Genomic DNA, 20,859 nt, shown 5'->3' on the forward strand with positions numbered 1-20,859 from the left:
GCGCCCCCTTTGCGGTTATTTCACGGCGTACGTGCTATCGAGCTGGCTGATGCCGAGGCCGTTGCGCTTTTTGACCCGGATCTGCACCTGTATGCGGTCTTTCATCGCTTCGACATGGCTGATTACGCCGATAGTCTTGCCGGACGCATTGAGGTTATCCAGCACGTCCAGCGCGGTATCCAGCGTTTCGCTGTCCAGCGTGCCGAAACCTTCATCAAGGAACAGCGAGTCGATACGGGTTTTGGCGCTGACCAAATCGGACAACGCCAGCGCCAGCGCCAGGCTGACCAGAAAACTCTCGCCGCCGGATAATGTCCGGGTATCGCGAACGGCATCGGCCTGCCAGGTATCGGCCACCTGTAGCTCCAGGGTGTCGGAAGCCTTGCGTTGCAGCAGGTAGCGCCCGTGCAGACGAGAGAGCTGGCGGTTGGCCAGAAAGACCAGATGGTCCAGCGTCAACCCTTGAGCGAAACGGCGGAATTTGTCGCCTTTTTGCGACCCGATTAGCTGGTTGAGGTAGCCCCAGTCATCGCACACTTGCTGGCCGCGTTCGATAGCGTCGAGCAACTGGCGTTGTTTGTCGCGGCGTTGTTGGTCGCTGGCTAATTGCTGGCGCAGCTCGCCCTGACGTTCGACTTCGACTTTCACCATGTCGCCCAGACCGGCAAGCAACTGACGAATATCCCAGTCGTTGATACCTTCCGGCATCGATTCGGGCCGGGTCGCCTGATGTTGCTCCAACGCGCTGCCGGCCTGTTGCAATAACGCTTCTACCTGTTGTTGACGTTGGCTGAGCCGCTCTTTCAGCGTAATGAGCTGATGGCGTTCCCCTTCGTCCAGCAGGGCCTCGCGAAAGACGATGGCGTCACTGAATCCGGCTGCGGCGAGCGCTGCGTCAAACTGGGTTTGCAGTTGTTGCAACACGCTGTCTGCGTGTTGGCTTTGCTGTTCGAGACTGTCGATTTCTCCGTTCAGGCGGCTTAACAGCGACTGGCCTTGTTGCCATTGCTGCTGCGCCTGTTGATTTTCCAGTTCCAGCGCCTGGCTGACCTGCCGCAACTGCTTCAGCACGTCGTTCACCGCCTGGTTACCCAAGAGTTGCCAGCGTTGCTGCTGCGCCTGCTCCAGCGTGCGTTGTGTTTCCGCCAACTGTAACTGGCCGGTTTTGATGGCGGCGTCGGTCTCTTCCAGTCGTCGCTGGCCGGCGGTAATCTCGGCGGCCTGTGCAGCCAATTGCGGCTGGCACTGATGCTGCTCGTGTTCGTTTTCCTGCCAGCGTAACCATTCGGTTTGGCGCTGGCGCAGCCACTCTTCCTGCTGTGCGAGCGAGGGTGCCGTCAGCCCGAACGTTTCCATCGTTTGGCTCAGGCTGTCGTGCAGGCGCTGTAATTCGCGTTCGGTTTTGTCCAGTAATCGCTGTAGTTCATCGCGCGAGGTCTGCAACGCCGATTGCTGCTGGGTGTTTAACTCCAGTTGCTGTAGGGTTTGCGCCAGCAGTTGCTGCGCCGAAGTCAGTAAATCCTTACTTTCCTGAATAGTGCGCTGATTGCGCTCACGGCTGGCGATTTGTGTCTGTAGCGATTGCTCCTGCGCGTCACATTCATCAATCCACTGGTGCAACGTCGGCAGTTGCAGCGGATCGAAGCTAACCAGTAAGCGCTCACTGACAGACTGGCACTGCAACCGCAGCGACTCGTAATCGCGCTGGACGCTTTCCAGTGCGTTTTGCTGCTGCTGGCGGTGCTGTTTTTGCAACTGAAGCTGGGTTTCGGTCTGCACTACGTTGGCTTTCAGTGCGTCCACCTCCTGACGCAACGCATGTAGCCGAAGCTGGGTTTCGGACGGACGCAACGCCTGATAACGCTCCACCGCCGGGTGGTGCGTTGAACCGCACAGGGGACACTCTTTGCCCGGTTGGAGCTGCTGGCGTTCCCGCTCCAGGCTGACGATGTGCAGTTCCAGTTCGTGACGTTTGTCGAGATCGACCAAATGGCTGGCCTGATTCTGATAGTCGCGACGCTGCTGCACTTGCTGTTCTTCCAGCGCCTGAATTCGGCGTTGCGTTTCCAACTGTTGTACTTCCAGCAAGGTACGCTGGCTGATTAACTGTTGCAGTACGGCGGCGCTGGTCGCCAGTTGCTGGCGATCCGGCCGTTCCGCCGCACGCCGCGCTAACTGCTGACGCAGGTTTGCCAGCGGGTACTCCGCTTCCAGTTGTTCATCCTGTTGCAGATGCTCGTTAAGCCGTTGCCGGGCGCGTTCACAGGCGAGCTGTTGCGCCTGTTGTTTTTCGACCAGCGACGTGCGCTGCTGGTCAAGGTATTCCGCCTGAATCTGTTGCTGTGCCGCTTTTTCCTGCACCACGTGCAGGTCCTGCTGCCATTTCAGTTGCTGGGGGAATTGCGCTTGCCACAAGGGAATATGGCTGCCCAGATGCTGGTGGCGACTATGCTGCCGACGATAATTTTCTATCTCCTCCAACCGCAGCCGCGTTTGTTCTTGCTGGCGTTGTAGCCTGGCCAGGCCGGCTATCAGCGTCTTTTGTTGTTCAATCAGGCTATCCAGCGCTTGTTGCTGCTGGGCGCGCTGCGTCTGCAAGGTGGCGATATGGTGGTCAAGCGGCAGAATGCGCTCGTTGATCAATGTCTCTTGCTGTTGGCGGTGTTCGGCGTGTTGCTGGCGGGTAGACAGCGCTTTTTCCAGTTGTATTTTCAGCTGGTTCATGGCGTCCTGCTGGCGGCCGATTTGCTGGCGAACACTGGTTAATTGTTGATTCAGCCGCTGTTTTTCCCGTTGCGCACGCCCGCGCTCATCATAAAGCGGGCGCAATTTTTCCGCCGGTTCGCTACGTTGCAGCTTATCTAATTGCGGTTGCGATTGTTGCTGTAATTGTTGATGTGCGGATTGCTGTTGCAGGGCCTGTTTTTGCGTCTGCTGGAGTTGCAGCAGCGAGTCATACCAACGCTGGTGCGCCAGCACTTCTTCCCGGTGTATCGATAACGATTGTTCCTGCTGGCGGATGGCGTCCAGTTGCTGTTCCAGTGCCTGACGTTGCTCATCGCTCAATAGCTCCAGCGTGGCGACTTTCGCCCGCAGAGTCTCCAGTTGGCTCTGTGCTTCTTTGTGCCTTTCGAATACCCGTTCTGAGATCTGGCCGTAGATATCGGTGCCGGTCAGTTCTTCCAGCAACTCCGCCCGCTGATTGGCATCGGCGTTGAGGAAGGCGGCGAACTGCCCCTGGGATAACATCATCGATTTGGTGAAACGATCGAAATCCAGCCCGGTGATATCGGCTACCATCGCCAGCTTGTCGTTCACTTTATCGGTAAGGATTTTGCCGTCGGCGCACAGCGCCAGTTCCACTTTGGGCGGCTGTAAATTGCCTTCCGGGCTGTTGTGCGCGCGGCGCTGGCTCCAGAATGCGCGGTAAGCGACGTTTTTAACTTCGAACTCCACCTCCGCCAGACATTCAGCGGTGTGGCGCGTCATCAGTTCGTTATGACCGGGACTGACCTTCAAACGCGGCGTCTGGTGGTACAGCGCGAGGCAGATGGCATCCAGCAAGGTGGTTTTACCTGCACCGGTCGGGCCGGTGATGGCGAACAGGCTATTACTGGCGAAAGGCTCGCGCGTGAAGTCGATTTTCCACTCATCTTGCAGCGAGTTGAGGTTTTTCAGGCGCAGGCTAAGAATTTTCATGCGGACGTCTCCTGTCGCTGTGCGTCGATCTCCTGCATCACCCGGTTAAACAAGCCTTTCAGTCGTTGCCGGATCGCCTCGTCCAGGTTTTCTTCCAGTGCCAGTCGCCGTTCGAAAACCTCGACCGGCTGTAACTCTTCCAGTGTTTCTTTTTCCAGTTGCACCAGCATTTGCTGTTGCTGTTCCCGCGCCCGGCGCAAAAGAATCACTTCCACGTTGAGCGGTTCGGTCATCGCCTGAATATGTTGCTGGATATCGCTCAGATAATCCTGCGTGGCGATCTCGATATCCAACCAGACGGGTTTATCGCCATGATAATCGCGGAATCCGGCCAGACGGCGTTCGATCTCCGCCAGATTGCCTTTTACCAACTGCATCGGCTGTTCGGTCGGTATGCTCAGCGCGGTGACGTCCTGCAGTTTTCCCTGCTCAAAGTGCACCAGATAGACCGATTTCTCATGATTCAGCTCATCGAAGCTCAGCGGGATCGGTGAGCCGCTGTAACGGATGTGCTCACACTGCGCCACCCGTTGCGGGCGATGAATATGCCCGAGCGCGATGTAATCCGCCGGGGGGAAGGCTTGTGCCGGGAACGCATCCAGCGTACCGATATAGATATCTCGTACCGAGTCGGAGGTCGCGACGCCCACCGTCGTGAGGTGCCCGGTTAATACGATCGGCAATTCCCGACCCAGTGCCGCGCGCTGTTCGCACGCCAACTGGTAACAGCGACGATAGTGTTCGGCGATGGCATCCTGTAGCGCCTGCTGTTTCTGAGCGCCGGATTGACCCGCCTGACTGGCAAGCACATCGCGTGGGCGTAGAAAAGGGACGGCGCACAGCAAAGCGCCCGGCTCACCGGCGCGGTTATTCAGCACCAGTACCTGCTCGTTGATATCGCCCTCAAAACCGGCGACCACCCGGGTATTCAGGCAGGCCAGCAACGCACGGGATTCGTTCAGGGTGGCGACCGAGTCGTGGTTGCCGCCCATCACCACCAACTGGCAGCCGGTGCGTTGCAACGCCACCACAAACTGGTTATACATTTCACGGGCGTAACTGGGCGGTGCGCCGTTGTCAAACACATCACCTGCTACTATTACTGCATCGGCCTGATGCTGCTCAACCTGCTGAACCAGCCAGTGCAAAAACGCCTGATGCTCAGACGCACGGCTCCGTGTATAAAAGTACTGACCGAGATGCCAGTCAGACGTGTGAATAATTCGCATGAGACTCCCTGCAGGTGAGTGCAAACGACATGTTGTTTTGGCGGTGTTCATCGACAACGGCACAAAGGCGGGCACCGTAGGTTATGGCTAAACGCCGCGTCTTTATCATCGGCGATTATAGGCGTGCAGTTTAGGGCCTGTCCCATAATATCTGTATGAGCGCGGCCGACCGGCGTGGGATGGCGGAAAAAATAAGCGCTCCGGCTGTCTTCGCAAATGGTGATGGGGCGGCGGTTGTCGGGCGCGTTTTTCATAAATCTGTCATAAAACTGACGCATAATGCACACCGCACGCTAACCGTGACGATTAACGGCAGGATAGATATGGCAAGACGTATTTTGGTGGTGGAAGATGAAGCGCCGATTCGCGAGATGGTGTGCTTCGTGCTGGAGCAGAACGGCTATCAGCCGGTTGAAGCGGAGGATTACGACAGCGCGGTGACCCGGCTGGCCGAGCCTTACCCTGAACTGGTGCTGCTGGACTGGATGCTGCCCGGCGGGTCCGGTTTGCAGTTTATCAAGCACATGAAACGCGAAGCGCTGACCCGTGATATTCCGGTCATGATGCTGACGGCCCGCGGCGAAGAAGAAGATCGCGTACGCGGTCTTGAAGTCGGTGCCGATGATTACATCACCAAACCGTTTTCACCTAAAGAGCTGGTGGCGCGCATTAAAGCGGTGATGCGCCGAATTTCGCCGATGGCGGTGGAAGAAGTGATCGAAATGCGTGGCTTAAGTCTGGACCCCTCTTCCCACCGGGTGACGACGGAAGAACATGCGCTCGATATGGGGCCGACGGAGTTCAAGCTGTTGCACTTCTTTATGACCCACCCGGAGCGGGTATATAGTCGTGAGCAGTTGCTGAATCACGTATGGGGCACTAACGTGTATGTTGAGGATCGTACTGTGGATGTGCATATCCGCCGCCTGCGCAAGGCGCTGGAAACCAGTGGACACGACAAGATGGTTCAGACCGTTCGGGGAACTGGATACCGTTTCTCAACACGTTATTGATAGCGTGAGTCCCGGAGAAATCTGACGTGCTAGAACGTTTGTCCTGGAAAAAGCTGGCGCTGGAGCTGGCTTTTTTTTGTTTGCCCGGTTTGTTGCTGGGGCTGATCATCGGCTATCTGCCCTGGTTTCTGTTGGCGTCGGTGCTGGCGGCACTGTGCTGGAACTTCTATAACCAACTGCGCCTGTCCTACTGGCTGTGGGTTGACCGCAGTATGACGCCGCCGCCCGGCCGCTGGAGCTGGGAGCCGCTGTTTTACGGCCTGTATCAGATGCAACTGCGCAACCGCCGCCGCCGCCGTGAGTTGGCGCTGCTGATCAAACGCTTTCGCAGCGGAGCGGAGTCGTTGCCGGATGCGGTGGTGATCACCACCGAAGAGGGCGGCATCATTTGGTGTAACCGGCTGGCTCAGCACCTGCTCAGCTTTCGCTGGCCGGAAGACAATGGCCAAAACATCCTCAACCTGCTGCGTTACCCGGAATTCACCCAGTATATGCAACAGCAGGATTTCAGCCGCCCGCTGACGTTGACGCTAAAAAACGCCCATCATGTGGAATTCCGGGTGATGCCCTATTCGGAAGGCCAATTGCTGATGGTGGCCCGCGATGTCACTCAGATGCACCAACTGGAAGGGGCGCGGCGTAACTTTTTTGCCAACGTCAGCCACGAATTGCGTACGCCGTTGACGGTGTTGCAAGGCTATCTGGAAATGATGAGCGACGAATCGCTGGATGGCGCGTTGCAGTCCAAGGCGTTGCACACCATGCAGGAGCAAACCCGCCGTATGGACGGGCTGGTGCGGCAATTGCTGACGCTGTCGCGCATTGAGGCCGCCGCCGCTATCGATCTCAACGAGAAGGTGGATATCCCGCTGATGCTACGGGTGCTCAAACGTGAAGCCGACACTCTCAGCCAAGGGCGTCACGAGATTGTGTTTCGCGTCAACGAGCAACTGCAGGTGTTCGGCAACGAGGAGCAACTGCGCAGCGCGGTGTCGAATCTGGTGTATAACGCCGTTAATCATACGCCGTCGGGCACCCGCATTGAGGTGTGCTGGCAGCAAACGCCGCAGGGCGCGCAGTTCCAGGTCAGCGATAACGGCCCGGGTATTGCCGCCGAACATCTCCCTCGCTTAACCGAGCGTTTTTATCGTGTCGATAAGGCCCGCTCGCGGCAGACCGGCGGCAGCGGGCTGGGGCTGGCTATCGTCAAACATGCGCTCAGCCACCACGACTCCCGGCTGGAGATCCTCAGCGAAGAAGGTGCCGGTTCCCGCTTTATGTTCACCTTGCCAAACCGGCTGATTGTTCGTTCGGTGCTGGGACAGAATGCCGTGAATCCACAGTTGTGATGCCCGGCGGGGGCTTGATTGTCCCCGCCGCTGTGCCGAAAATAGCCGACTCTTGTCTTTCACTGCGATGGAAACCACACATGATAGCCACCCGCCGCCTGCTTGCTTTGCTGTTGTGCCTGTCTGGTCAGGTTGCGGCTGCGCCGCAGGCGATGCTGGCGGGGAATCTTTCCAGCGCCGGTTCCGACACGCTGGCGAACCTGATGACCTTCTGGGCGGCGGATTTCAGCCAGCATTATCCCGGCGTTAATTTACAGATTCAGGCTGCGGGTTCCTCGTCGGCGCCGACGGCGCTGGCCGCCGGTGCGGCGCAACTGGGGCCGATGAGCCGGCCGATGAAAAGCAGCGAAATCGAAGCGTTCGAACAGCATTATGGCTACGCGCCGACGGCGGTGCCCGTCGCGCTGGATGCGCTGGTGGTGCTGGTCAATCAGGATAACCCGATTACCGGGCTGACGGTGCGCCAACTGGATGCCATCTTCTCGGTGACGCGCCGTTGCGGTGCCGGCAAAGCGGTACAACGCTGGCAGGAATTGGGGCTAAACGGCATCTGGCAACAGCGATCGCTGCTGCGCTACGGACGCAATTCAGCGTCGGGCACCTACGGTTTCTTCAAACAGCAGGCGCTGTGCGGCGGCGATTTTCTGCCGCAGGTAAATGAATTGCCCGGTTCTGCGTCGGTGGTACAGGCGGTCGCGGCGTCGGTCAACGCCATTGGTTACGCCAGCATCGGCTTTCGCGCCAGCGGGGTGCGGGTGCTGCCGCTGGCGGCCAGCGACACAAACGATTACGTACTGCCGACCGCCGACACTATCCGCAGCGGGCGTTACCCCTATACGCGTTATCTCTATATTTACGTCAATAAAGTTCCCGGTAAACCGCTGGAGCCGCTGACCGCCGCGTTTCTGGACCGGGTGTTGTCGGCGCCGGGACAAGCCCTGGTCAGTCAGGATGGTTACCTGCCGTTGCCGGAAATAGCGCGTGAGCAAACCAGACAGTCGCTCGGGCTTGACGATATGGCGCCGGCATCGCATAGCGTTTCTGCAACAAACTGATGAATAACATGAATTTATTTCATGTGTCGTGAAAATTCTTCCCTTGTCGTTGAGAAAAACGCATGACAGGATAGTTTCACTTCTAGCCGTCTGGATGGCTAAAAAGTTCAGCGGCGTAATTATTTCCTCTGAAAACCAATTCATCTAAAAATCAGTTCATCTGAAAACCAACCGCCTGAAATCAGGCTGTTTCGTGTCAGTTGAAGTGCAGGAGCAGAATATGACACAAGCCCTTTCTCCGTTTCGTGCCGATGTGGTCGGCAGTTTGTTGCGTCCGGCGGCCATCAAGCAGGCACGTTTGCAGTTTCAGGCCGGTGAGATTGACGCCACTGCGTTGCGCCGTGTCGAAGATCAGGAAATTCAACGCGCGGTGGAGTTGCAGCGCGCGGCGGGTCTGCAACTGGTGACCGACGGCGAGTTTCGCCGCGCCTGGTGGCACTTTGACTTCTTCGACAGCCTGAACGGCGTGGAGCGTTATGAAGCGGATCAGGGGATTCAGTTTAACGGCGTGCAGACCAAAGCCCGCGGTGTGAAAGTGACCGGCAAAGTCAGTTTTAATCCCCAGCACCCGATGCTGGACGATTTCCGCTTCCTCAACAGCGTGGCCGGCGATGCGGTCGCCAAGATGACGATTCCCAGCCCGAGCGTGTTGCATTTCCGCGGCGGCCGTAACGTCATCGACAGTACCGTTTATCCGGATCTGGCCGACTATTTCGACGATCTGGCGTTGACCTGGCGTGATGCCATTCGCGCATTCTATGACGCTGGCTGCCGTTACCTGCAACTGGACGATACGGTGTGGGCTTATCTGTGTTCCGAAGACCAGAAACGCCAGATCCGCGAACGCGGCGATGATCCGGATTATCTGCGCCGCACCTATGCGCAAGTGCTGAACAAGGCGCTGGAGGGTAAACCGGCCGATCTGGTGGTGGGCCTGCATGTCTGCCGCGGTAACTTCCGCTCCACCTGGATTTCCGAAGGCGGCTATGAGCCGGTGGCGGAAACGCTGTTTGGTGAAGTGAATGTGGATGCATTTTTCCTCGAATACGACACTGAACGGGCCGGTGGCTTTGAGCCGTTGCGTTTCATCAAACCGGGCCACCAGAAAGTGGTGCTGGGTTTGATCACCACCAAAAATGGCGAACTGGAAAACGCGGAAGAAGTACAAAAGCGTATTGCCGAGGCCACGCAATATATTGCGCTGGACCAGTTGTGCCTGAGCCCGCAATGCGGTTTTGCATCTACCGAAGAGGGCAACACGCTGTCGGAAGAGCAGCAGTGGGCAAAACTCAAGCTGGTGGTGGATATCGCTAACCGCGTCTGGTAACGGCGAACTCCGCAGGTCAGTACGCTTTTTTATAACGCCGGTGCCTATTGCCGGCGTTTTTTATTTCCATAAGTTTTTAATATGGCTACTTATTGCTCTTTGATGGAAATCTGAGCTTATCTTTCGCGCTACAAACTGTTTTTATGCACAAATCATGTATAGTCTGGGTGTGAAAATATAAATTCTAATGCTGACTTTATATTAAATATCAGATTAATGTTCTGGTTTACCGATCGCGTATTGCCTTTTATTGCTATAAACGTTTTACTTAGCCCCCATTAACGCTGTGCAATAAAACCTCACATCCATAATCCTGCACATCGCACGGCCGTTTCGCTTTTCGCGTGCGCCGCTTTACGCGCCCGGTTTCTTGCCGGCAACACCATTTTTACAGGCAACAACATTTTTACAGGCAACAACAACATACATGATGAGTCATCGTTTAACTTCCAAAGATATCATGGCATTGGGCTTCATGACCTTTGCCCTGTTCGTCGGTGCCGGGAATATTATTTTCCCGCCGATGGTCGGCCAGCAGGCCGGTGAACACGTGTGGGTAGCCGCACTGGGCTTCCTGATTACCGCGGTGGGCTTGCCGGTGCTGACGGTGATCGCGTTGGCCCGAGTGGGCGGCGGTATTGATACCCTGAGTAGCCCGATCGGCAAGAAAGCCGGCGTGCTGCTGGCGACGGTCTGTTATCTGGCGGTGGGGCCATTATTCGCTACTCCGCGTACCGCGACGGTATCGTTTGAAGTCGGTATCGCGCCGCTGGTGGGCCAGGGCGCCATGCCGTTGCTGATTTATAGCCTGATCTACTTTGCCATCGTCATCGCGATTTCGCTCTATCCCGGGCGGCTGCTGGATACCGTCGGCCACATTCTGGCGCCGGTAAAAATTATCGCGTTGACCGTACTGGGAATTGCCGCGCTGTTATGGCCGGCCGGTACGCCGATGCCGACGGCCGAGGCCTACCAGCAGGTGCCGTTCTCCAGTGGTTTCGTCAACGGCTATCTGACTATGGATACGTTGGGTGCGCTGGTGTTCGGTATTGTTATCGTCAACGCTGCGCGTTCTCGCGGCGTCAGCGACGCTGCCTTGTTAACCCGTTACACCATTTGGGCCGGGCTGATCGCCGGGCTGGGATTAACGCTGGTTTACCTGAGTTTGTTCCACCTGGGTTCCTTCAGTGGTTCGCTGGTGCCGAACGCACAAAACGGCGCTGAAATTCTGCACGCCTATGTGCAGTACACCTTCGGCAATATGGGCAGCAGCTTCCTGGCGTTGCTGATCTTCATCGCCTGTATGGTCACCGCCGTAGGGCTGACCTGCGCCTGTGCCGAATTTTTCGCGCAGTACCTGCCGTGGTCTTATCGCACGCTGGTGTTTGTGCTGGGGGGGTTCTCGATGGTGGTCTCCAATCTGGGGTTGAGTCATCTGATTCAGCTGTCAGTGCCGGTGCTGACTGCTATTTACCCGCCGTGCATTGTGCTGGTGCTGCTGAGTTTCACCCGTCGCTGGTGGAATAACAGTACCCATGTGATCGCACCGGTGATGCTGGTCAGTCTGGTGTTTGGCTTGCTGGACGGTATTAAATCCTCTGCTTTTCAGTCATTACTGCCGGGCTGGACGCAAAGCCTGCCGATGAGTGAGCAGGGTCTGGCCTGGTTGCCGCCGTCATTGCTCATTCTGCTGGTGGTGGGGATTTATGACCGCATCACCGGTCGTCAGGAAGTCACCGCACACTCCTGATTGACGGTTGGACGGAGGTTTTTCACCACAGGCATTTGCCTGTGGTTTTTTCGTTTGTAAAGACAGGGTTGCTTATTTATGGAACAACAATCCAAACCTATGGAACAACAATCCAGACTCAAGCGCGGCTTAAGTACGCGGCATATTCGTTTCATCGCGCTGGGCTCGGCCATCGGCACCGGACTGTTTTACGGTTCTGCCAGCGCCATTCAAATGGCCGGCCCCAGCGTGCTGCTGGCGTATCTGATTGGCGGCGTGTTCGCCTATATCATTATGCGTGCGCTGGGGGAGATGTCCGTCAACAACCCGCAGGCCAGCTCCTTTTCCCGCTACGCCCGCGATTACCTCGGCCCGCTGGCCGGTTATATCACCGGTTGGACCTATTGCTTTGAAATGCTGATCGTGGCGATTGCCGACGTTACCGCTTTCGGCATTTATATGGGCGTGTGGTTCCCGGCGGTGCCGCATTGGGTTTGGGTATTGAGCGTAGTGCTGATCATCGGCGCCATCAATCTGATGAATGTGAAAGTCTTCGGCGAGCTGGAGTTCTGGCTGTCGTTTTTCAAGGTCGCGACCATCGTGGTGATGATTGTGGCCGGGATTGGCATCATCGTCTGGGGGATCGGCAACGGCGGCGAGCCGACCGGTATCCATAATTTATGGAGCAACGGCGGTTTCTTCAGCAATGGTGTGATGGGGATGATCCTGTCGTTGCAGATGGTGATGTTCGCTTATGGCGGCGTGGAAATTATCGGCATCACCGCCGGCGAAGCCAAAGAACCGCACAAGTCCATTCCGCACGCCATCAACTCGGTGCCCTGGCGTATTCTGGTGTTCTATGTCGGCACCTTATTTGTGATTATGTCGATTTATCCGTGGAATCAGGTGGGCACCGAAGGCAGCCCGTTTGTACTGACGTTCCAACATATGGGCATTACGGCGGCGGCCGGCATCCTGAATTTCGTGGTGATCACCGCATCGCTCTCCGCCATCAACAGTGACGTGTTCGGCGTCGGTCGCATGTTGCACGGCATGGCGGAGCAGGGACATGCGCCGAAGGTATTCAGCCGCCTGTCACAGCGCGGCACCCCCTGGGTGACGGTGGTGGTGATGGTGCTGGCGCTGTTGATCGCCGTGTATCTCAACTACATCATGCCGGAGAAAGTGTTTTTGGTGATTGCGTCGCTGGCGACCTTCGCTACGGTATGGGTGTGGATCATGATTCTGTGCTCACAGATTGCCTTTCGCCGCAAACTGAGTCGCGAACAGGCTAAAGCACTGGCGTTTCCGTTACCCGGCGGATCGGCGACCGCGATGGTCGGCATTGTCTTTCTGGTATTCATCATCGGCCTGATCGGTTATTTCCCTGATACCCGTATCGCGCTGTATGCCGGGATGGTGTGGATAGCGCTGTTACTGGCAAGCTACGCGCTGCGTCGGCGCCGTGCTTGAGCCGCACGGTGCACGGATGACGGGCATAAAAAAGCCAGCGGCGAGGCCGCTGGCTGATGCCTGATATCGACGTATCGATTACAGGTTGTTGGCGTTTTCTTTCAGGTATTTCGCCACGCCGTCCGGAGAGGCGCCCATACCGGCTTTGCCTTTTTCCCACTGAGCCGGGCACACTTCGCCGTGCTCTTCGTGGAATTGCAGTGCATCAACCATACGTACCATTTCGTCGATGTTACGACCCAGCGGCAGATCGTTCACTACCTGATGACGGACGATGCCGTTTTTATCGATCAGGAAAGAGCCGCGCAGCGCTACGCCGGCTTCCGGGTGTTCGATACCGTAGGCTTTCTGAATTTCACGTTTAATATCAGCGACCATCGCGTATTTCACTTCGCCGATACCGCCGTTTTCGACCGGAGTTTTACGCCAGGCGTTGTGAACGAACTCAGAGTCAAAAGACACACCAACCACTTCAACGCCACGTTTTTTAAACTCTTCATAGCGGTGATCGAACGCAATCAGCTCAGACGGGCACACGAAGGTGAAATCCATCGGCCAGAAGAAGATCACAGCCGGTTTACCGTTGATGTGCTTTTTCAGATTGAAATTCTCAACGATTTCCCCGCTTCCCAGTACGGCAGCGGCGGTGAAATCGGGGGCAGGACGCGTTACCAGGACCATAATTACTCCTGTAAATACTGTTAATGATAGGTGAATGTAATAAACGCCGTAAGTATAGGTACAGCCTGCCGGTGAATAAAGTGAAAGCGACCAATCAATAAGATAGCCTTTGTCTATCGAATCAATTGATAATTCTTTTCACTGACAGATGAACAGCCTGGCGTGCTGTTCCTCATGTTACCGTGCGGCGTCAGCCGGGCCATCAAGCTGACCTGTTTTTGCCAGATGCATCATACGAGGATAGAACTGCCAGAATAATGTTTCAAATTGATGGTAGCCGCGTTCAATGTCGCCGAAAGAACCGGAAAGCGCCGCCAGCTTCGGGCGGCGCACCGACATGCGGTGCAGTACGTCGGCGATGAACGGCAGTTCGGCGTAACGCTCCAGCCAGCGTTCAGGCCACAGGTAATGATTCAGGTTGCGAAAGCGCTCCGGGGTATCAGGCAGGTGGGGCGCTATTTGTCGTTCGGCGTCGTTGACGAAATGCGTCAAGGGTATTGTGGGCTCCAGTTCCGACCAGTGGCGCGCCAGAAAATGGTCCCACAGCACATCCAGCGCTATCGGTGCGACGCGGCGATAATCGGCACTGAAATGGCGACAGGCGGTGCGTACTTCCGGCAGGCTGTCGGTCAGGGCGTCTATGCGGCGGTGCAGACGGATGCCTGCGACCATTTCCGCCGGATAAAGTGTGTCAGGGTTACCGCGCACGAAATCCGCCATCAGGTTTCCGGTCAACGAGCTTTGTGCCAGCGTGGCGAGATGCAGATGTGCGAGAAAATTCATGGGGTCGACGCGCTCCCGGAAAAGCGAAAAGGCATTAATAATGCGCAAGTATAGAGGAAGGCGACGAGCAGTCCCGCTTATTTCTTGCAGCCGCTCCCGACGGGCTCTAGACTAGGCCGCTTCTTTTGTTCCACTGTGCCGAAAATTAAGTGAATGGTCATGCGTGTTGCCGATTTTTCGTTTGAGTTGCCTGAATCTCTGATTGCCCGCTATCCGCAGGCAAAACGCAGCGGTTGCCGTCTGTTGTCGCTGGATGGCCCGACAGGCGCAATCGCGCACGGCGTCTTTACCGATCTGCTCGATAAATTACAGCCGGGCGATCTGCTGGTATTTAACAATACCCGTGTTATTCCCGCTCGTCTGTTTGGCCGCAAGGCCAGCGGCGGCAAGTTGGAAGTCTTGGTCGAGCGCATGTTGGATGATAAGCGCGTATTGGCGCATGTGCGCGCTTCCAAGGCGCCGAAACCGGGTACTGCGCTATTGCTCGGTGAAGGTGAGAGCGTGAAAGCCACCATGCTGGCGCGTCATGACGCCTTGTTTGAAATTCAGTTTGACGATACGCGCGATGTGTTGACCATTCTCAATGACATCGGGCATATGCCGCTGCCACCCTATATCGACCGCCCGGATGAGGCGGCGGACCGCGAACTGTACCAGACGGTATATAGCCAGCGTCCGGGCGCGGTGGCGGCGCCGACCGCCGGTTTGCACTTTGACGAGCCGTTGCTGGCGGCCCTGAAGGAAAAAGGCGTGGAAATGGCCTTCGTTACCCTGCATGTCGGCGCCGGTACATTCCAGCCGGTGCGGGTGGAGTCCATCGAAGATCACATCATGCACGCCGAGTATGCCGAAGTGCCGCAGGCGGTGGTGGATGCCGTGTTGGCCTGCAAGGCGCGCGGCAATCGCGTTATCGCCGTCGGCACCACGTCGGTGCGCTCGCTGGAAAGCGCAGCCCAGGCCAGCGCAGGGGAGAGTCTCGCACCGTTTTTCGGCGATACCCGTATCTTTATCTATCCCGGCTATCACTACCGGGTAGTGGACGCGCTGGTGACCAACTTCCACCTGCCGGAATCGACGCTGATTATGTTGGTTTCGGCGTTTGCCGGTTACCGCCATACCATGGCGGCTTACCGGCAAGCGGTGACGGAGCAGTACCGTTTTTTCAGTTACGGGGATGCGATGTTCATCACCCGTAATCCATCGGCGGAACAGGAGCAGGTGGGCTAATTCGCCGCCGACCGATTTCCATACCGCAGGCCAGGTTCTGTGGGTATATCAATAACGCCATCAGACTGTTTTCTGATGCTGGAGGTTAAGTGAAGTACGAACTGTTGCAAACGGACGGCCGCGCGCGTCGCGGTCGTCTGGTTTTTGAACGTGGTGTGGTGGAAACCCCGGCTTTTATGCCGGTCGGCACCTATGGCACCGTTAAGGGCATGACGCCGGAAGAAGTTAAAGACACCGGCGCTCAGATCATTCTGGGCAACACGTTTCACCTGTGGTTACGCCCGGGGCAGGAAATCATGAAACGGCACGGCGACCTGCATGATTTTATGCAGTGGCATGGTCCGATCCTGACTGACTCCGGTGGTTTTCAGGTTTTTAGCCTCGGGGATATCCGCAAGATCACGGAAGAAGGCGTACATTTCCGTAATCCGATCAATGGCGACGCTATTTTCCTGAGCCCGGAAAAATCCATGGAAATTCAGTACGATCTCGGTTCCGATATCGTGATGATTTTCGACGAATGTACGCCGTATCCCGCCGATTGGGATTACGCCAAGCGGTCGATGGAAATGTCGTTGCGCTGGGCGAAGCGCAGCCGTCAGCGTTTTGACGAATTAAGCAACAAAAACGCGCTGTTCGGCATCGTTCAGGGCAGTGTTTACGAAGATTTACGTGATGTGTCGGTAAAAGGTCTGGTAGACATCGGTTTTGATGGTTACGCTGTGGGCGGCCTCGCGGTCGGCGAGCCGAAGGCCGATATGCACCGCATTCTGGAGCATGTCTGCCCGCAGTTGCCGACGGATAAACCCCGCTATCTGATGGGGGTGGGTAAACCGGAAGATTTGGTGGAAGGGGTACGCCGCGGTATCGATATGTTTGATTGCGTGATGCCGACCCGTAACGCCCGTAACGGCCATCTGTTCGTGACGGACGGCGTGGTCAAGATCCGTAATGCCCGGCATAAAGACGACACCGGACCGCTGGATGAGCACTGTGATTGCTACACGTGTCGCAATTATAGCCGCGCCTACTTGCACCACCTTGACCGTTGTAACGAAATACTCGGCGCGCGCCTCAATACCATCCATAACCTGCGCTATTATCAACGCCTGATGGCGGGTTTACGTCAGGCTATCGAGGAAGGTAGATTAGAGAGCTTTGTGACTGAGTTTTATCAGCGCATCGGTAAACCGGTTCCGCCGTTGGTCGACAAGGCGGCGGGAGATGACCATGAAGGTCATGTGCCGCAATAAGCATGTTTGCGTGGCATGAACGTTTTATAGATAACTGTTGTTTTGATAACTAAAGAGGACATTTAAATGAGTTTTTTCATTTCCGACGCTGTGGCAGCAACCGCAGGTGCTCCGGCTCAAGGAAGCCCGTACTCTCTGGTGATTATGCTGGCCGTGTTCGGTCTGATTTTTTATTTCATGATCCTGCGCCCTCAGCAAAAACGTGCCAAGGAACACAAGAAGTTGATGGATTCGATCAGCAAAGGCGACGAAGTGTTGACTAACGGCGGCCTGGTAGGTCGCGTGACCAAAGTGGCTGATAACGGATTTATCACCATTGCCCTGAATGATACCAATGAAGTCGTGATCAAGCGTGACTACGTGACGTCCGTACTGCCGAAGGGTACCATGAAGGCCCTGTAATTTTTCGACTTTCCCGAAGGGAACTATCGTGTTAAACCGCTATCCTCTGTGGAAGTATCTGATGCTGATCGTGACGATCGTCGTCGGTCTGCTCTACGCACTTCCTAACCTGTATGGTGAGGATCCGGCAATTCAGGTCACTGGCGCGCGAGGAACCGCCGCCAGTGAATCTACGCTGGTCCAGATCCAGAATGTTTTGAAAGAACAAAATATCGCCAGCAAGTCTATTGCGCTGGAAAACGGCGCTATTCTCGCGCGCTTCTCTACGCCGGATATACAGCTTCATGCTCGTGAAGTGCTGCTGAACGCGCTGGGCGAGAAATATGTGGTGGCGCTCAATCTGGCTCCCGCTACGCCAACCTGGCTGAGAGTGCTGGGGGCGGAGCCGATGAAACTGGGTCTTGACCTGCGTGGCGGTGTTCACTTCCTGATGGAAGTGGATATGGATACCGCATTAGGCAAGTTACAGGAGCAGACGATGGATTCCCTGCGCAGTGAACTGCGCGAGAAAGGCATCCAGTATGCTTCTGTTCGCAAGTCGGATAATTATGGCGTGGAAATCCTGTTCCGCGACAGTCAGCCGCGTGACAACGCGGTGAATTACCTGACCCCTCGCCATCGCGATTTGGTGATCAGCTCTAGCGGCAACGATACGCTGCGTGCGGTGATGAGCGATGTTCGTTTGCGCGAAGCCCGTGAATATGCGGTGCAGCAGAACATCAATATCCTGCGCAATCGTGTTAACCAGCTCGGCGTCGCCGAACCGCTGGTACAACGCCAGGGTGCCGACCGTATCGTGGTTGAATTGCCGGGGATTCAGGATACGGCGCGCGCCAAAGAAATTCTGGGCGCGACGGCTACGCTGGAGTTCCGCCTGGTGAACAGCAATGTTGATCCTGTCGCGATGAGCAACGGGCGTGTGCCGGGCGATACCGAAGTGATGAATATGCGTGATGGCGGCCCGATAGCCCTGTTCAAACGTGTGATTCTGACCGGCGACCACATTACCGACTCGACTTCCGGCAATGATGAGTACAATCGCCCGCAGGTGAATATCTCGCTGGACAGTGCCGGCGGCAACCTGATGTTAAACTTCACTAAGGGCAACGTCGGTAAGCCGATGGCGACCCTGTTTGTGGAGTATAAGGACAGCGGTAAAAAAGACGCTAATGGTCGCGCCATTCTGGAAAAACAGGAAGAGGTGATTAACGTCGCCACTATCCAGTCTCCTCTGGGTAACAGCTTCCGCATTACCGGCATCAACAATCCGAACGAAGCTCGCCAACTGTCGCTGCTGCTGCGTGCCGGTGCGCTGATAGCGCCGATTCAGATTGTGGAAGAGCGTACCATCGGCCCGACGCTGGGGATGCAAAACATTACCCAAGGTCTGGAAGCCTGTCTGGCTGGCTTAGCGGTGTCGATTCTGTTCATGATCTTCTTCTACAAGAAGTTCGGCATGATTGCGACATCGGCACTGTTGTTGAACCTGGTGCTGGTTGTCGGGGTGATGTCGTTGCTGCCGGGGGCTACCCTGACCATGCCGGGGATCGCGGGTATCGTGTTAACCCTGGCTGTAGCAGTGGACGCTAACGTACTGATTAACGAGCGTATCAAAGAGGAACTCAGCAACGGACGAACCGTTCAGCAGGCGATTGACGAAGGCTATCGCGGCGCATTCAGCTCCATTTTCGATGCCAACGTTACGACGCTGATTAAGGTCATTATCCTGTATGCGGTCGGTACCGGCTCGATCAAAGGATTTGCGATTACGACCGGGATTGGCGTGGCGACATCCATGTTTACCGCGATCGTTGGGACCCGTGCCATCGTAAACCTGTTGTACGGCGGCAAACGCATTAAAAAGCTGTCTATCTGAGGAGTGCGTTGTGGCACAGGAATATACTGTTGAACAATTGAACTACGGCCGTAAAGTTTATGACTTTATGCGCTGGGACTACTGGGCTTTCGGTTTGTCCGGTTTGTTGTTGATCCTGTCTATCGCCGTGATGGGCGTGCGTGGTTTCAACTGGGGACTGGATTTCACCGGTGGTACGGTTATCGAGATTTCGCTGGAAAAATCCGTGGATCTGGAGCAGATGCGTGAAGCGCTGCAGAAAGCCGGTTTTGCGGATCCGCTGGTACAGAACTTCGGCAGCAGCCGCGACATTATGGTACGTATGCCGCCTGCTCACGATGAGTCCGGCGGTCAGGCTCTCGGCAGCAAAGTTGTTAACGTGATCAACGAATCAACCAGCCAGAATGCAGCGATTAAGCGCATTGAATTCGTTGGGCCGAGCGTAGGGGCTGATCTGGCGCAGAATGGCGCCATGGCGTTGATGGCGGCGTTAATCAGTATTCTGGTCTACGTCGGCTTTCGTTTCGAATGGCGTCTGGCTGCCGGGGTGGTGATTGCGTTGGCGCACGACGTGATCATCACTATGGGCATACTGTCGTTGTTCGATATTGAAATCGACCTGACGATTGTAGCGTCGCTGATGTCGGTCATCGGTTATTCGCTGAACGATAGCATCGTGGTGTCTGACCGTATTCGTGAAAACTTCCGCAAGATCCGCCGTGGAACGCCTTACGAAATTTTCAACGTGTCGTTGACCCAAACGTTGCACCGAACCTTGATCACATCGGGAACGACGTTGGTGGTGATCCTGATGTTGTACCTGTTCGGCGGTGCAATGTTGAAAGGGTTCTCGTTGACCATGTTGATTGGTGTAGCCATCGGTACGGTGTCTTCTATTTATGTCGCTTCCGCACTGGCGCTCAAGTTGGGTATGAAACGCGAGCACATGTTGGTGCAGAAAGTGGAAAAAGAGGGCGCGGATCAGCCGTCATTGCTGCCGTAACCTTCTTTGAATGCGGATGGTGCAATCAAAACCCTGCCAACCGGCAGGGTTTTTTTATCAGCCCTAAACCACCGCCTCGGGAGGTGGTGATTGTTCGTGAATAGAGAATAAATGCCGGCGCCGCTTTAGTGGGTGGGTGGATTCGGATTACTCTGGCGCGGTTCAGACTCGGCCATCACATCATGCATACGCACAAAACCCAACTGTTCGGGCGTCAGGCCGGAAAGTCGTATTTCGATCGTCGTTTCTGAAACCGGCGTCAAAGACGGCGAGAACGTGATCACTTGTGTCTGCATATCGCCGGTCAATGGCTTGCCGCTGACCGGGTCAAGCGCTCCCCAGTCAAGTGTTGCCCGAAAAGCAGGTAATGCCGGCATGTTCATGGTACGAATAGTCAGCAACGCGCGAGTGCCGTTAGCTTCCGGTTCAACTTTGCTGATTTCCAGACTTAACTTGCCGATGCCGCTCTCAAGCAACGCCCGGTTTCGCGCTGCGGGTAACAGATACACGCCAGACGTGGAGTTGGCATTCAGTGTATTTTGCTGTTCCAGAGCGAGCGCTCGGTCTGTGAGGTCATGCAGTTTCTGGTTGATCTGCCCTAATTCGTTTTTGACGTGGGTAGTTTGTGGTTGCGCACATGCGGCGAGCAACATGATGACGGATAACAGCGGAATAACGCGGTGGTAAACAGTCATGGCCTGTTTCTCCCTGAGACCGTAGCGGGCCGTTTCATAAGCTAATCCGTGTCAGTTTAGACACGATTCGTTGTCCCTTATAGTGG

General features: G+C 55.9%; 16 protein-coding genes. 11 read left to right on the forward strand and 5 right to left on the reverse strand.

From position 1 onward, the window contains the following. Positions 1-15: 15 nt before the first annotated feature. Both FDP13_RS02550 and sbcD read right to left on the reverse strand, forming a co-directional pair. Positions 16-3,699, reverse strand: coding sequence for an AAA family ATPase (locus FDP13_RS02550; RefSeq protein WP_143838492.1), 3,684 nt, complete (start codon positions 3,697-3,699; stop codon positions 16-18). After that, positions 3,696-4,928, reverse strand: a complete 1,233-nt coding sequence (sbcD, locus tag FDP13_RS02555; protein ID WP_143838494.1) for an exonuclease subunit SbcD — start codon at positions 4,926-4,928, stop codon at positions 3,696-3,698. The genes FDP13_RS02550 and sbcD overlap by 4 nt, the downstream gene beginning before the upstream one ends. A gap of 323 nt (positions 4,929-5,251) precedes the next feature. On the opposite strand from sbcD, the gene phoB reads away from it, so the two are divergent. From phoB to proY, 6 genes are all read left to right on the forward strand, one after another. After that, positions 5,252-5,941 carry a phosphate response regulator transcription factor PhoB gene (phoB, locus tag FDP13_RS02560; RefSeq protein ID WP_012770778.1) on the forward strand — a complete coding sequence of 230 codons (690 nt, stop codon included), beginning with the start codon at positions 5,252-5,254 and terminating at the stop codon, positions 5,939-5,941. 26 nt (positions 5,942-5,967) lie between these two features. Continuing rightward, entirely contained in the window at positions 5,968-7,290 is a 1,323-nt protein-coding gene (gene phoR / locus FDP13_RS02565; protein WP_033576005.1) for a phosphate regulon sensor histidine kinase PhoR, read from the forward strand. Between the two features lie 80 nt (positions 7,291-7,370). Then, positions 7,371-8,345, forward strand: a complete 975-nt coding sequence (locus FDP13_RS02570; RefSeq protein WP_012770776.1) for a PstS family phosphate ABC transporter substrate-binding protein — start codon at positions 7,371-7,373, stop codon at positions 8,343-8,345. A gap of 220 nt (positions 8,346-8,565) precedes the next feature. Next, positions 8,566-9,672 carry a cobalamin-independent methionine synthase II family protein gene (locus FDP13_RS02575; RefSeq protein WP_027712852.1) on the forward strand — a complete coding sequence of 369 codons (1,107 nt, stop codon included), beginning with the start codon at positions 8,566-8,568 and terminating at the stop codon, positions 9,670-9,672. A 430-nt stretch (positions 9,673-10,102) separates the two neighbouring features. Continuing rightward, complete coding sequence (brnQ, locus tag FDP13_RS02580; RefSeq protein ID WP_033576093.1) at positions 10,103-11,422, forward strand: branched-chain amino acid transport system II carrier protein; 1,320 nt, start codon at positions 10,103-10,105, stop codon at positions 11,420-11,422. Positions 11,423-11,521: 99 nt separating this feature from the next. Continuing rightward, the gene (gene proY / locus FDP13_RS02585; RefSeq protein ID WP_012770773.1) at positions 11,522-12,874 is read left to right on the forward strand and encodes a proline-specific permease ProY; all 1,353 of its coding nucleotides are present in this window, start codon (positions 11,522-11,524) and stop codon (positions 12,872-12,874) included. Positions 12,875-12,952: 78 nt separating this feature from the next. On the opposite strand, the gene FDP13_RS02590 is transcribed toward proY, so the two are convergent. After that, on the reverse strand, positions 12,953-13,555 hold the full coding sequence (locus tag FDP13_RS02590) for a peroxiredoxin C (RefSeq protein WP_013316819.1): 603 nt from the start codon (positions 13,553-13,555) through the stop codon (positions 12,953-12,955). A gap of 177 nt (positions 13,556-13,732) precedes the next feature. After that, positions 13,733-14,338, reverse strand: a complete 606-nt coding sequence (locus tag FDP13_RS02595; protein WP_027712849.1) for an ACP phosphodiesterase — start codon at positions 14,336-14,338, stop codon at positions 13,733-13,735. A 159-nt stretch (positions 14,339-14,497) separates the two neighbouring features. Between FDP13_RS02595 and queA the strand changes: the two genes are divergently transcribed. From queA to secF, 5 genes are all read left to right on the forward strand, one after another. Beyond that, on the forward strand, positions 14,498-15,565 hold the full coding sequence (queA, locus tag FDP13_RS02600) for a tRNA preQ1(34) S-adenosylmethionine ribosyltransferase-isomerase QueA (RefSeq protein WP_033576092.1): 1,068 nt from the start codon (positions 14,498-14,500) through the stop codon (positions 15,563-15,565). Between the two features lie 89 nt (positions 15,566-15,654). Continuing rightward, positions 15,655-16,818: a tRNA guanosine(34) transglycosylase Tgt gene (gene tgt / locus FDP13_RS02605; protein WP_012770769.1), complete on the forward strand. Its 1,164-nt coding sequence runs from the start codon at positions 15,655-15,657 to the stop codon at positions 16,816-16,818. Between the two features lie 66 nt (positions 16,819-16,884). Further along, a complete protein-coding gene (yajC, locus tag FDP13_RS02610) occupies positions 16,885-17,220 on the forward strand; it encodes a preprotein translocase subunit YajC (protein WP_012770768.1) in 336 nt (111 codons plus the stop codon). A gap of 28 nt (positions 17,221-17,248) precedes the next feature. Continuing rightward, the gene (gene secD / locus FDP13_RS02615; RefSeq protein WP_072033789.1) at positions 17,249-19,096 is read left to right on the forward strand and encodes a protein translocase subunit SecD; all 1,848 of its coding nucleotides are present in this window, start codon (positions 17,249-17,251) and stop codon (positions 19,094-19,096) included. A 10-nt stretch (positions 19,097-19,106) separates the two neighbouring features. Further along, positions 19,107-20,078, forward strand: a complete 972-nt coding sequence (secF, locus tag FDP13_RS02620) for a protein translocase subunit SecF (protein ID WP_012770766.1) — start codon at positions 19,107-19,109, stop codon at positions 20,076-20,078. 125 nt (positions 20,079-20,203) lie between these two features. Here the strand turns inward: secF and FDP13_RS02625 are convergent, their stop codons facing one another. Continuing rightward, complete coding sequence (locus FDP13_RS02625) at positions 20,204-20,773, reverse strand: DUF3251 domain-containing protein (protein WP_033576003.1); 570 nt, start codon at positions 20,771-20,773, stop codon at positions 20,204-20,206. Positions 20,774-20,859: the final 86 nt, after the last annotated feature.

The sequence above is a fragment of the Dickeya sp. ws52 genome, from assembly GCF_007210685.1.
GTDB lineage: Bacteria > Pseudomonadota > Gammaproteobacteria > Enterobacterales > Enterobacteriaceae > Dickeya > Dickeya chrysanthemi.